The organism is Burkholderia sp. GbtcB21, assembly GCF_019091065.1.
Classification (GTDB): domain Bacteria; phylum Pseudomonadota; class Gammaproteobacteria; order Burkholderiales; family Burkholderiaceae; genus Burkholderia; species Burkholderia pyrrocinia_C.
In genome coordinates, this window is the sequence record NZ_JAGXKA010000017.1 from 79,500 (window position 1) to 92,118 (window position 12,619).

Genomic DNA, 12,619 nt, shown 5'->3' on the forward strand with positions numbered 1-12,619 from the left:
CCCCGATTGGCCAGGCGTGCCGCGCGGCGGCACGCCGTCGTGTTGCGGTTACGCCTCTTCGGACCAGGACATGCCGTCGCGCGCGAGCAGCGCCGACGAGGCCGCGGGCCCGAACGTGCCCGACGTGTACAGGCGCGGCCGGTCGCCGAGCTGTTTCCAGCCGTCGAGGATCGGCTCCACCCACGACCATGCGGCTTCGAGCTCGTCGCGGCGCATGAAGTGCGTGAGGCGGCCGCGGATCACGTCGATCAGCAGCCGTTCGTACGCTTCCGCGCGCCGTTCCGGAATCGCCTGCTGCAGGTCGAGGTTCAGGCTCACGGGCACCATGTTCATGCCGCTGCCCGGTTCCTTCGCGAGCATCTGCAACTGGATCGACTCTTCCGGCTGAAGCTGGATCACGAGGCGGTTGCCGTAATGGCGCGGGCCGGTCGGGATGATCGAGAACGGCATGTCCGCGAACTCGATCACGATTTCCGACTGGCGGCGCTGCAGCCGCTTGCCCGTGCGCAGGAAGAACGGCACGTTCGCCCAGCGCCAGTTGTTGATGTGCGCGCGCAGCGCGACGAAGGTTTCCGCGCGGCTGTCCGCCGGCACGTTGTCTTCCTCGAGATAGCCCTTGACCGGCTGGCCGTCGACCGCGCCGGCCGTGTACTGGCCGCGCACCGTTTCGCGCGCGACGTCCGACAACGTCATCGGCCGCAGCGAGCGCAGCACCTTCAGCTTTTCGTCGCGCACCGCGTCCGGGTCGAGCGACACGGGCGGCTCCATTGCGACGATGCACAGCAGCTGCAGCAGGTGGTTCTGCACCATGTCGCGCAACGCGCCGGTATGGTCGTAGAAGCCCGCGCGGCTGCCGACGCCGACCGTTTCCGCGACCGTGATCTGCACGCTGCGGATGTTTGGCGCCTGCCACAGCGGCCCGAAGATCGGGTTGCCGAAGCGCAGCACCATCAGGTTCTGCACGGTTTCCTTGCCGAGATAATGGTCGATCCGATAGATCTGCGATTCCTCGAAGTGCTTGCCGACCGCATCGTTGATCGCCTTCGCGGATGCGAGATCGTGGCCCAGCGGCTTTTCGAGGACGACGCGCGAGCGCGCGTCGACGAGGTGCGCGGCCGACAGGTTGTCGCAGATCGTCGTGAACAGCTCCGGCGACGTCGACAGGTAGAACACGCGGATCGCGTCGCCGCGCGCCGCTTCGGCGAGCCGCAGGTAGTCGTCCGGCGCGTTCACGTCGATCAGCACGTACTTGAACAGGTCGAGGAAACGGCTCCACGCGTCGGCGTTGAACGCCTTCTCGTCGATGAACGGTCGCGACTGCTCGTCCATGAACTTGCGATAGCCGTCGATGCCCCAGTCGCGGCGGCCGACGGCGATGATGCGCGTCTCGGGCGGAAGGTTGCAGTGCAGGTGCGCCATGTACAGCGCGGGCAACAGCTTGCGGGCGGCCAGGTCGCCGCCGCCGCCGAAGATGATCATGTCGACGGGCCGGTCGGCCGCGGTCTGGGTAGGCTGATTCGTCATGAGTGGTTCGCGGTTTGAAACGGGGAACGTGAAACGAACGTCGAAGGCATCGGGCGCCGATGTGCCGGCACCGGTACGGCAAAACGATAATAGTGCACGGTTTTGATGGATTGCGTGTGCGTTCCCCCAAGATGTAACAGGGCTTGCGTTCCGTCGGGCGGCCTGATTATGATTGAGCGCTCACTCATTAAAGGAATCGAACGTGGCCCGACCGCGCAGTCCCGACAAGCACGAAGCCATCCTCGCCGCCGCCGCCCGCGCGCTTGCCGAGGACGGCGCGACCGCGACGACCGCGCGCATTGCGCGGCTCGCCGGCGTGGCGGAAGGCACGGTGTTCACGTACTTCGAGACCAAGGATGCGTTGCTGAACGCGCTGTACCTGAGCCTGAAGGTCGACATGCGCGAAGCGATGATGAGCGGGTTTCCGGAAGGCGCGCCGGCCGAGCAGGCCGTGCGGCATGCGTGGAACGGTTATGTATCGTGGGGTGTCGCGAATCCGGACGGGCGGCGCGCGCTGCAGCAGCTCGGCGTGAGCGGGCGCATCGACGACGCGCATCGCGCGGCCGGCGCCGAAGGCTTCGGCACGATCCGCTCGCTGCTGCGGGAGCAGATCGTCGCGTCGCGCGGGCTGACGGCCGACGAGGCGCACGCGTTCTGCGCGGCGTTGTTTACGTCGATCGCGGAAACGGCGATGGAGTCGGTTGCGCGCGATCCGGCGCGGGCCGATGCGTATCGCGAAGCCGGGTTTCGTGCGTTGTGGGCCGTGCTGCACGCGGTATGAGCGTGAGACGAACGATGTGACGGAAGGGTTGGCCGTCGCGACGGCATGGGCGGTGCGTGTGCCGCACGGTGGAAGGCTGGACGGTTTCAGGCAGGGCGACGCATTGCACGAATCATCGACGCATCGCCCATATTAATGAGTGAGTAATCATTCATTTTCATAGTTTCATCTTTTCGAGGAGTGGAAAAATGTCGAAAGTCTGGCTGGTAACAGGGGCCGCGCGCGGTCTTGGGCGAGCGATTTCGGAGGCCGTGCTGGCGGCGGGCGACCGGCTGGTGGCCGGCGCGCGCGATCCCGCGCGGCTGGCCGATCTGGCCGAGCGTCATGGCGACCGGCTGCTGCCGGTGGCGCTCGACGTCACCGACGAAGCGGCGGCCGCGCGGGCCGTCGCGGCGGCACACGACAGGTTCGGCCGCATCGACGTGCTGGTGAACAACGCGGGCTACGGCCATACGGCGCCGTTCGAACAGATGGGCGCCGACGACTTCCGCGACCAGATCGAAACGAACCTGTTCGGCGTGATCAACCTGACGCGCGCGGTGCTGCCGACGATGCGCGCGCAGCGCGCGGGGCACATCTTCCAGGTGTCGTCGGTCGGCGGGCGCACGTCGACGGCCGGTTTGTCCGCGTACCAGGCGGCGAAGTGGGCGGTCGGCGGGTTCAGCGACGTGCTGTCGAAGGAAGTCGCGCCGTTCGGCGTGCGCGTGTGCACGCTCGAGCCGGGCGGGATGCGTACCGAATGGGCCGCGCAGGCGAAGCGCAGTGTCGACGGTCTGCTGCCCGACTACCAGCCGTCGGTCGGGAAGATTCTCGAGTTGCTCGGCGCGTATGGCGGCCACGAGGTCGGCGATCCGGTGCGGATCGCGAAGCTGATCGTCGAGCTGTCGCGTCGCGACGATGTGCCGATGCGCCTGCTGCTCGGCGGCGATGCGCTGTTCGTGTGCGAGCAGGCGGAAACGCAGCGCGCGGAAGAGGCCGCGCGGTGGCGCGACGCGACGCTGTCCACGCAGTTTCCGGATGCGAAGCTGCCGGAGGGGCTGGAGGCGTTGAAGCGCGTGTAATGAGCGCGGTCATGCGTCGCTCGCGCGGCGGCGCGGACCGTGCGTAACGGCAGGTCCGATGCGAGCGGCCGGACGATCGGCGGCCGGCCGTTGTGACGGGGGCGCGATAAACGCTCGCCCCCGTACTAACCCTGATTAATAAACCTTATCGCGGTGAAAAATTCCGCATCTTATTGAACGGATATCGGCTCGATATAGTGGCTCGCTTTCCCGCACGCACCGTCCGCGTGCGGCTGACACGCTGACAATCAGCAGGAGCCGCTTGATGACCACCGACGTCCGATTCACCGAAATCGAGGATCTGATGCCCGCCGCCGGCGGGCTGCGCGAGATCCGTCACCACATCCATCACCATCCCGAACTCGCGTACGAGGAGCACGACACGGCCGCGCTCGTCGCGGACAAGCTCGAGCAATGGGGCTGGCAGGTGACGCGCGGGGTCGGCAAGACAGGCGTCGTCGGCACGCTGCGCGTGGGCGACGGCGCGCGCAGCATCGGCATTCGCGCCGACATGGATGCGCTGCCGATCGTCGAGGCGACCGGCCTGCCGTATGCGAGCGGCACGCACGGCAAGATGCACGCATGCGGCCACGACGGCCACACGACGATGCTGCTCGGCGCCGCGCAGCATCTCGCGAAGACGCGCAACTTCTCGGGCACCGTGCACCTGTATTTCCAGCCGGCGGAAGAGCATGGCGTCGACAGCGGCGCGAAGAAGATGATCGACGACGGCCTGTTCGAGCGCTTCCCGTGCGACGCCGTGTTCGGCATGCACAACCATCCGGGCGCGGCGCCCGGCGTCTTCCTCACGCGGCGCGGCCCGTTCATGTCGGCGGGCGACAAGGCGATCATCACGATCGAAGGCGTCGGCGGCCACGCGGCGCGGCCGCACCTGACGGTCGATCCGGTCGTCGTCGCGGCGAGCATCGTGATGGCGCTGCAGACGATCGTCGCGCGCAACGTCGACCCCGCGCAGCCGGCGGTCGTCACGGTCGGCTCGATGCACGCGGGCACCGCGAACAACGTGATCCCGAACGGCGCGCGCCTCGAACTCAGCGTGCGGTCGTTCAGCCCGGAAGTGCGCGCGCTGCTCAAGCGCCGGATCACCGAACTCGCCGAAACGCAGGCCGCGAGCTACGGCGCGAGCGCGAACGTCGAGTACATCGAAGGCTACCCGGTCGTCGTCAATACGGATGCCGAAACGGATTTCGCCGCGCAGGTCGCGCGCGAACTGGTCGGCGACGCGCACGTGGTCGAGCAGACCGACCTGCTGATGGGCAGCGAGGATTTCGCGTTCATGCTGCAGCAGCGGCCGGGCTCGTTCGTGCGGCTCGGCAACGGCGAAGGCGAGGACGGCTGCATGGTGCACAACCCGAAATACGACTTCAACGATCGCAACCTGCCGATCGGCGCGGCGTTCTGGACGCGTCTCGTGGAGCGTTACCTGGGGCGGTGATCGCGGTGGCGCGCGGCCGGCGCTTCCGGCCGTATTGAGAAGGAGACCGGAATGATGCAGAAAGACCATCTCGCACTGCACCCCGCACCGGCGGTGGCCGTCGAAGCAGGCGCGCCCGCGGTGACGCAGCGCGGCGCGATCACGGCGGCCGTGATCGGCAACTGGCTGGAATTCTTCGATTTCACCGTGTACGGCTTTTTCGCGGTGCTGATCGGCAAGCTGTTCTTCCCGTCGAGCGATCCGACCACGTCGCTGCTGCTGTCGGTCGCGACGTTCGCCGCCGGCTTCTTCACGCGGCCGCTGGGCAGCGTCGTGCTCGGCGTCTACGCGGACCGCAAGGGGCGCAAGGCCGCGCTGAACCTGACGATCATGCTGATGGCGCTCGGCACGGGCCTGATCGCGATCGCGCCGACGTATGCACAGGCCGGCATGGCCGCGCCGCTGCTCGTCGTGTTTGCGCGGCTGATGCAGGGCTTCTCGCAGGGCGGCGAATTCGGCGCGGCGACCACGACGCTGCTCGAACAGGGCGGCACGTCGCGCCGCGCGTTTCGTGCCAGCTGGCAGCTCGCGACGCAGGGCGGCGCCGCGCTGATGGGCTCGGGCTTCGCGGCGCTGCTGTCGAACACGATGACCAAGGACGCGCTCGAAAGCTGGGGCTGGCGGCTGCCGTTCCTCGTCGGCGTACTGATCGCGCCGGTCGGCATGTATCTGCGCCGCCGGCTCGCGGACGATGCGCCCGGCGACAGCCATCACGGGATCGAGCGCGGCGTGCTGCACGAGCTGTTCTCGAAGCACACGCGCACGGTGCTGCTGCTGATGCTCACGGTGATGGGCGGCACGGTGTCGACCTACATCCTGACCTTCTACATGCCGACCTACGCGATCCATACGCTCGGCCTGCCGATGAAGCTGTCGATGTTCGTGGGCGTCGCGTCGGGCTGCGTGATGCTGGTCACGTGCCCGCTGTTCGGCTGGCTGTCGGACCGGATCGGCAGCCGGCGCCTGCCGATCTTCGTCGGCCGCGGCGTGCTGGTCGTACTGCTGTTCCCGGCGTTCTGGCTGATGAACCATCATCCGACGCTGTCGGTGATCCTGCCGCTGACCGCGCTGATGCTGCTGTTCTATTCGCTCGGCTCGGCGTCGGAGATGGCGCTGATGTGCGAGTCGCTGCCGCGCCATGTGCGCGCGACGGGCATCTCGATCGCGTATGCGCTCGCGGTGACGATCTTCGGCGGCACCGCGCAGTTCATCGCGACCTGGCTCGTGAAGACGACCGGCAGCAAGCTCGCGCCGGCCGGCTACGTGGCCGCGTGCGTGGTGCTGTCGCTGATCGCGGTCGCGATGCTGCGCGAGACGGCGCGGGAGTCGATGGACTGACGCGCGGCGCGACGGGCAACTGGCGGCGGGCGGCGGGCGGCGGGCGGCGGGCGGCGGGCACGCTGTCCGATGGGCTCCGTGCAATTTCGTTCTCGTCAAATTGACCGGGCTTCAGTGCGTCACTAAATTGTGCAGCGCGGGGTTCGCTCCGTGTTCCGTGAGAAGAACGTTGCAAGAGGGTCAGAGAATTGAGCGGGCGGCCTAGGCTGCCCGTCTTTTTTTGCGAGTTGTGGTGTCGCCGATACGGCAATCGAGCCGGATGCCTTGTTGCCGCGGTTTGCCGGGAAGCCCCGCGTCGAAACGGTTCGTCGGCGCGCTACGTGTGGGTCGACCCGTCGCTCACCCCCGCCGCGCAACCAGTTCCGACACCGTCTGCGCGGCCTGCTGCAGCGGCCCGAGAAACTCCTTCACCATTTGCTTCGCGGTATGCCGCTGCGCGTTGCCGCTGATGTTCATCGCCGCGATGATCTGCCCGCGCCGGTTGCGGATCGGCGCGGAGATCGACATCAGGCCCACTTCGAGTTCCTGGTCGACCACGGCCCAGCCTTGCTGGCGCACCTGTGCGATCGTCGCCTTCAGTTCGCCGAGGTCCGTGATCGTGCGTGGCGTGTGCGCGCGGATGTTGCTCTGCGCGAGCGTTTCGTCGAGCGCCGTGTCGTCGAGCGCGGACAGCAGCACGCGGCCCATCGACGTGCAGTACGCGGGCAGCCGGCTGCCGATCGACAGGTTGATCGTCATGATCTTGTGCGTCGGCACGCGCAGCACGTAGACGATCTCGGTACGGTCGAGCACGGCAGCCGAGCAGCTTTCGTGGATCTGCGCGGACAGCTGTTCCATCACGGGATCGGCGAGATTCCAGAACGGCATCGACGTCAGGTACGCGAAGCCGAGCTCGAGGATCTTCGGCGTGAGCCGGAACAGCCGGCCGTCGGCGTCGACGTAGCCGAGCGTCTGCAGCGTGAGCAGGATCCGGCGCGCGCCCGCGCGCGTCAGGCCGGTAGCCGACGCGACCTCGGTGAGCGTCTGCTCCGGACGCGCCGCGTCGAACGCGCGGATCACCGCGAGGCCGCGCGCGAACGACTGCACATAGGAGTCGCCGGGTTTCTGAGTGTCTTCGGTTGTCATGGGCGGTTGGAATATCGTGCAGCCGAGAAGATAGCGCATGGGGCCTGACACGCCAACCGCATGGCGGACCGGGCGCTTGACAGGTCGTCCCCGCACTCCCTATGATGCGTTGAACGTTCGATACACGATCTTATGTTCGTATATAGAACATTTAAGCGCATCCCGGCGGGTTATGCAAGGGGCGCGCCCCGTTCATTTCCCAGCCTTGCATGTGGCCGGAGCCGGCGCTGGCGCGCCAACTCTGATCGACCGCCGTGGGGCTGGAGTAAGCGCTGAAGCGCTTACTCGAGTCAACCACGCCATGGGATCGGACTAAGCGCTAAAGCGCCAAGTCCGATCGACCGCCGTGGGGCTGGTGTAAGCGCTGAAGCGCCAACTCCAGCCAACCACGCCATGGGATCAGAGTAAGCGCTGAAGCGCCAACTCTGATCGACCGCCGTGGGGCTGGAGTAAGCGCTAAAGCGCCAACTCCAGCCAACCACGCCATGGGATCAGAGTAAGCGCTGAAGCGCTAACTCTGATCGACAGGAGACATTGATGACCGAAGCTTTTCTGTGTGATGCGATCCGTACCCCTATCGGCCGTTACGGCGGCGCGCTGTCCGGCGTGCGCGCCGACGACCTGGGCGCGGTGCCGCTCAAGGCGCTCGTCGAGCGCAACCGCGACGTCGACTGGACGGCGATCGACGACGTGATCTACGGCTGCGCGAACCAGGCCGGCGAGGACAACCGCAACGTCGCGCGCATGTCGCTGTTGCTCGCGGGCCTGCCGCAGGGCGTGCCGGGTTCGACGATCAACCGGCTGTGCGGCTCCGGGATGGATGCGGTCGGCGTGGCTGCCCGTGCGATCAAGTCGGGCGAGGCCGCGCTGATGGTCGCGGGCGGCGTCGAGAGCATGACGCGCGCACCGTTCGTGATGGGCAAGGCCGCGAGCGCGTTCGCACGCCAGGCCGACATCTACGATACGACGATCGGCTGGCGCTTCGTCAATCCGCTGATGAAACAGCTTCACGGCGTCGATTCGATGCCGGAGACGGCCGAGAACGTCGCGGTCGACTACAACATCAGCCGCGCCGACCAGGACCTGTTCGCGCTGCGCAGCCAGCAGAAGGCCGCGCGTGCGCAGCAGGACGGCACGCTCGCCGAGGAAATCGTCGCCGTCACGATTCCGCAGAAGAAGGGCGATCCGGTGGTCGTGTCGCGCGACGAACATCCGCGCGAGACGTCGCTCGAAACCCTCGCGAAGCTGAAGGGCGTCGTGCGCCCGGACGGCTCGGTGACGGCCGGCAACGCGTCGGGCGTCAACGACGGCGCCGCTGCGCTGCTGCTCGCGAACGAGGAAACCGCGAAGCGCTTCGGTCTCACGCCGCGCGCACGCGTGCTGGGCATCGCGACGGCCGGCGTCGCGCCGCGCGTGATGGGCATCGGCCCCGCGCCGGCCACGCAGAAGCTGCTCGCGCGGCTCGGCATGACGATCGACCAGTTCGACGTGATCGAGCTGAACGAGGCGTTCGCGTCGCAGGGCCTCGCGGTGCTGCGCATGCTCGGCGTCGCCGACGACGATCCGCGCGTGAACCCGAACGGCGGCGCGATCGCGCTGGGCCATCCGCTCGGCGCATCGGGCGCGCGTCTCGTGACGACCGCGATGTACCAGCTTCATCGCACGAACGGCCGTTTTGCGCTGTGCACGATGTGCATCGGCGTCGGCCAGGGCATCGCGATCGCGATCGAACGCGTCTGACCCGCGTGACGCGGCGAAGCGGCCGGACATGCGCCGCTTCGCCGTTCCCCGAACAATGCGCGGCACGGCAATCGTCGTGCCGCGCATCGTCGTTAACCGGCCTGCGATATCTGCCTGAGGCGTGCGTCGAGCGCGTCGATCTCGGTGTCCGCGAACACCTCGATGCCGTGCTGGCGAAGCAACGCCGCCGTGACGCCGGCCCCCGCATGCCGCCGGTTCGCGAAACTCCCGTCATAAATGAAGGTGCTGCCGCACGACGGACTGCCGTCGGCCAGGATCGCGAAGCGGCAATCGTGCGCGCGTGCGAGCGTCAGCGCGGTTTGCGCGCCGGAGACGAATGGCGCCGTGACGTCGGTTCCGTTCACGTCGACGATGCGTGCCGCGCCCGACAGCACCCGCTGCCCCGATGCGCCGTCCGCGATTTCGGCGGGCGGGCGCGGCACGCTGAAGCCGCCCGCCAGCTCGGGGCAGACGGGCACGAGACGCCCTTCGCGCTGCCACCGTGCGAGCGCCTCGTGCGCGGCGGTTTTGGCCGAGCCGTTGTAACGCACCGGATGACCGATCACGCACATGCTGACGAGGATTTTCGGCATGGCCTGCGGCTGCGGTTCGTTCTGCAAATTTCGCTCTCCGTGTCGGCCGATGGCGGCTGTGGCAAAGCGGGAAATTCTACGCGTCACCCGCATGCCGGGGCGTCAGGCCGTCGGCCCTTCCAGATGAATGTCTTCCGGCTCGAGCGCGTACAGCGCCGGGTCGGGCGACGCGCTGACCGTGAAGCCGAGCCGCAGGTAGAAGTCGATCGTGCGCTGCGACGGCGTCGCCGACACATACAGGCGTTCGGCGCCCATCGCGCGCGCCTGCGCGTGGGCCGCGCGGTAGAGCTGCTCGCCGAGCCCGCAGCCGCGCCAGTCGCGGCTCACATGCAGGAACTTCAGTTGCAGCATGTCGCGACACGGGCCGACCGGCCGGCTGTCGACGACGACCGCCGCGACCAGCCGCGCGCCGTCGAACATGCCGCGGAACCAGCCGCCGCGATCGTGGCAGTCGAGCAGGATCGGCGTGTAGTGATCGGCTTCGCCGGCGGGCCAGCCGGCGACATCGTAGAACTCGGGAACGAGATGCAGCGCGCCGTCGCGCAGCACATACAGGTGGTCGATGATCTCGCGCCGGTCGATGGTCCACACGAGCGGCACCTCGTCGCGTGCGAGCGTGCGTGCGCAAAGCGCGTCGCGTTCGGCGATGGTACGGCGCGTCATGCGGCCGCCCGGTGCACGGCGATCCCGCGCGCCCGTGCGTTCTGGCCCGGCAGCCAGCAGATCGCACCGTACGACGTGGACACGCGCTCGAAGCGCTCGCCGCGCGCAGCGGCGACGGGCATCCGGTCGAGCGCGTCGGCGCGCTCGAACCGCGCGGGCAGGCCTGCGTCGGCCGGCAGTTGCCGCGCGAAGCCGATCGCTTCGTCGGCGATGTCGACGCCCGTCGCGTCCGCGCCGTCTCCGAGCAGTTCGCGTTCTTCCGGAAACAGCGTCGAGCCGCCATGGCGGAAAAAGTCGGCATGATCGCCTTTATGGCTGTTATGCGCGACCGTCGCCGTATTCCATGGCAGCCGATTCAGTTCGTGCAATGCCTTTTTCATCGAATTCGAATATTGGGTGAATTGAGCAGAATAGACCGAATTGTTTCGCCATTCGCAACGGATGCCGGTATGGCACGCCGTGCGGCGAGTTGTGACATGCGGACCGGCGTGCGCGGCGATTATCGCCGGATTATTTGATCGAAATCATGATGCAGGCCGAATTGCATATTTTGTGTGAGGAAAGGGTAAGGTTTCCCGCCGGATTGCCGACAGTAAAAACGAAGACCGTCGTAAAGCGATAAACCGTTTTTCGGCTACTGAGCGCGATTTCAGCGCGACGCGGACGACAGATCCGCCTTTCGGAGCCTTGCATGCGCAACAACCAGCCCGTTACCCAACAAGAATTCGATTTTCCCGACGACGTCACGCTGATGTCGACGACCGATGCCGACGGCACCATCACGTACGCGAACACGACGTTCGCGCAGGTGAGCGGCTTCTCGAACGAGGAGCTCGTCGGCCAGCCGCACAACGTGGTGCGCCACCCGGACATGCCGAAGGAGGCGTTCGCCGACATGTGGGCGACGCTCCGGCGCGGCGAGCCGTGGACCGCGCTCGTGAAGAACCGCCGCAACAACGGCGACCATTACTGGGTGCGCGCGAACGCGATCCCGGTGATGCGCAACGGCGAGCCGCAAGGCTACATGTCGGTGCGCACGAGGGCGCCGCGCGACGAGACCGAGTCCGCCGATGCGCTGTATCGCGCGTTTCGTGAAGGCAAGGCCGGCCGGCGCCGGTTCCACAAGGGGCTGGTCATCCGCACCGGGCTGCTGCGCATTGCGTCGCTGTCGCAGACGATGTCGGTGCGTGCGCGCGTTCATTCGGCGCTGTGCGTGCTGGCGCCGGCCGTCATCGGTGCGGGCTGGGCATGCGGGCTGGCCGGCGCCGGGCTCGCGGCGTTTGCCGGCGTGACAGTCGGCGTGGCGGCGGCGGCGGGGCTGTGGCTCGATGCGCAGATCGTGCGGCCGCTGCAGCAGCTGCACGACCAGGCGCTGAACGTCGCGACCGGCGAGAGCCGGCGCGGCGTGCGGATGAACCGCGTCGACGAGATCGGCATGACGCTGCGCACGCTCAACCAGCTCGGGCTGATGTTCCGCTGGCTCGTCGACGATGTCAGCGAACAGGTGCACAACGTACAGCGTGCGAGCAACGAGATCGCGCAGGGCAACAACGACCTGAGCGCGCGCACCGAGCAGGCGGCGTCGAGCGTGCAGGAAACGGCCGCGTCGATGGCCGAGATGACGGCGACCGTCGACAGCAACGCGGAAACCGCGCTGCAGGCCAACCGGCTCGCGGTGTCGGCGAGCGATGCGGCCGGGCGCGGCGGGCAGGCGGTGAGCGAGGTCGTCGCGACGATGAACGACATCACCGATAGCTCGCGCAAGATCGCGGACATCATCGGAGTAATTGACGGGATCGCGTTCCAGACCAACATCCTCGCGCTGAATGCGGCAGTCGAGGCCGCGCGTGCGGGCGAACAGGGGCGCGGCTTTGCGGTGGTCGCGGGCGAAGTGCGGGCGCTCGCGCAGCGCAGCGCGAACGCGGCGAAGGAGATCAAGACGCTGATCGGCGCGAGCGTCGAGCGGGTCGAGTCGGGGGCGCGGATCGTCGACGGCGCGGGCAAGACGATGGAGGACATCGTCGCTCAGGTGAAGCGCGTGTCGGACCTGATCGCGGAGATCAGCTCGTCGACGGCCGAGCAAAGCACGGGGGTTGCGCAGGTCGATCAGGCGGTCGTGCACCTGGACAACATCACGCAGCAGAACGCAGCGCTCGTCGAGCAAAGCACGGCGGCGTCGGAGAGCCTGAAACAGCAGGCGACGCGGCTGGTCGATGCGGTGAACGTGTTCAGGTGATCGTCGGGGGCGCGCGCGATGTGCGTGCCCGATCAATGAATGGCGGCCATCGCCTGCCATGTG

Annotated in this window: 10 protein-coding genes and 1 pseudogene; 6 read left to right on the forward strand and 5 right to left on the reverse strand. The window is 67.5% G+C overall.

The features are described 5' to 3' along the window. Nucleotides 1-48: 48 nt before the first annotated feature. Entirely contained in the window at nucleotides 49-1,524 is a 1,476-nt protein-coding gene (zwf, locus tag KVT39_RS30205) for a glucose-6-phosphate dehydrogenase (RefSeq protein ID WP_034181725.1), read from the reverse strand. Between the two features lie 202 nt (nucleotides 1,525-1,726). Here zwf and KVT39_RS30210 point away from each other — a divergent pair, with 202 nt between their 5' ends. From KVT39_RS30210 to KVT39_RS30225, 4 genes are all read left to right on the forward strand, one after another. Beyond that, the gene (locus tag KVT39_RS30210; RefSeq protein ID WP_217590857.1) at nucleotides 1,727-2,305 is read left to right on the forward strand and encodes a TetR/AcrR family transcriptional regulator; all 579 of its coding nucleotides are present in this window, start codon (nucleotides 1,727-1,729) and stop codon (nucleotides 2,303-2,305) included. A 188-nt stretch (nucleotides 2,306-2,493) separates the two neighbouring features. Continuing rightward, on the forward strand, nucleotides 2,494-3,366 hold the full coding sequence (locus KVT39_RS30215) for an SDR family NAD(P)-dependent oxidoreductase (protein WP_217590858.1): 873 nt from the start codon (nucleotides 2,494-2,496) through the stop codon (nucleotides 3,364-3,366). 265 nt (nucleotides 3,367-3,631) lie between these two features. Continuing rightward, on the forward strand, nucleotides 3,632-4,822 hold the full coding sequence (locus KVT39_RS30220; RefSeq protein WP_105391058.1) for a M20 aminoacylase family protein: 1,191 nt from the start codon (nucleotides 3,632-3,634) through the stop codon (nucleotides 4,820-4,822). A 54-nt stretch (nucleotides 4,823-4,876) separates the two neighbouring features. Continuing rightward, nucleotides 4,877-6,199, forward strand: a complete 1,323-nt coding sequence (locus KVT39_RS30225) for an MFS transporter (RefSeq protein WP_217590881.1) — start codon at nucleotides 4,877-4,879, stop codon at nucleotides 6,197-6,199. A 339-nt stretch (nucleotides 6,200-6,538) separates the two neighbouring features. Here the strand turns inward: KVT39_RS30225 and KVT39_RS30230 are convergent, their stop codons facing one another. Beyond that, nucleotides 6,539-7,324 (reverse strand): IclR family transcriptional regulator, encoded by a 786-nt coding sequence (locus KVT39_RS30230; RefSeq protein ID WP_217590859.1) that lies wholly within the window; start codon nucleotides 7,322-7,324, stop codon nucleotides 6,539-6,541. Nucleotides 7,325-7,861: 537 nt separating this feature from the next. Here KVT39_RS30230 and pcaF point away from each other — a divergent pair. After that, nucleotides 7,862-9,064 carry a 3-oxoadipyl-CoA thiolase gene (gene pcaF / locus KVT39_RS30235; RefSeq protein WP_131949166.1) on the forward strand — a complete coding sequence of 401 codons (1,203 nt, stop codon included), beginning with the start codon at nucleotides 7,862-7,864 and terminating at the stop codon, nucleotides 9,062-9,064. A gap of 92 nt (nucleotides 9,065-9,156) precedes the next feature. Here the strand turns inward: pcaF and KVT39_RS30240 are convergent, their stop codons facing one another. From KVT39_RS30240 to KVT39_RS30250, 3 genes and pseudogenes are all read right to left on the reverse strand, one after another. Continuing rightward, nucleotides 9,157-9,684 (reverse strand): DUF523 domain-containing protein, encoded by a 528-nt coding sequence (locus KVT39_RS30240; RefSeq protein WP_217590860.1) that lies wholly within the window; start codon nucleotides 9,682-9,684, stop codon nucleotides 9,157-9,159. Between the two features lie 75 nt (nucleotides 9,685-9,759). Next, entirely contained in the window at nucleotides 9,760-10,320 is a 561-nt protein-coding gene (locus tag KVT39_RS30245; protein WP_131949168.1) for a GNAT family N-acetyltransferase, read from the reverse strand. 17 nt (nucleotides 10,321-10,337) lie between these two features. Beyond that, nucleotides 10,338-10,700 (reverse strand): annotated as a pseudogene (locus KVT39_RS30250) (class I SAM-dependent methyltransferase); the annotation flags it as partial. Nucleotides 10,701-11,011: 311 nt separating this feature from the next. Between KVT39_RS30250 and KVT39_RS30255 the strand changes: the two are divergent. Next, nucleotides 11,012-12,556: a PAS domain-containing methyl-accepting chemotaxis protein gene (locus tag KVT39_RS30255; protein WP_175749549.1), complete on the forward strand. Its 1,545-nt coding sequence runs from the start codon at nucleotides 11,012-11,014 to the stop codon at nucleotides 12,554-12,556. The last annotated feature ends 63 nt before the right edge of the window (nucleotides 12,557-12,619 follow it).

Bases quoted from the DNA above. Each gene is read 5' to 3' on its own strand.
- KVT39_RS30225 (WP_217590881.1), top strand. From the start codon at position 4,877: ATGCAGAAAGACCATCTCGCACTGCACCCCGCACCGGCGGTGGCCGTC.
- KVT39_RS30255 (WP_175749549.1), top strand. From the start codon at position 11,012: ATGCGCAACAACCAGCCCGTTACCCAACAAGAATTCGATTTTCCCGAC.
- KVT39_RS30215 (WP_217590858.1), top strand. From the start codon at position 2,494: ATGTCGAAAGTCTGGCTGGTAACAGGGGCCGCGCGCGGTCTTGGGCGA.
- KVT39_RS30230 (WP_217590859.1), bottom strand. From the start codon at position 7,324: ATGACAACCGAAGACACTCAGAAACCCGGCGACTCCTATGTGCAGTCG.
- pcaF (WP_131949166.1), top strand. From the start codon at position 7,862: ATGACCGAAGCTTTTCTGTGTGATGCGATCCGTACCCCTATCGGCCGT.
- zwf (WP_034181725.1), bottom strand. From the start codon at position 1,524: ATGACGAATCAGCCTACCCAGACCGCGGCCGACCGGCCCGTCGACATG.
- KVT39_RS30245 (WP_131949168.1), bottom strand. From the start codon at position 10,320: ATGACGCGCCGTACCATCGCCGAACGCGACGCGCTTTGCGCACGCACG.
- KVT39_RS30220 (WP_105391058.1), top strand. From the start codon at position 3,632: ATGACCACCGACGTCCGATTCACCGAAATCGAGGATCTGATGCCCGCC.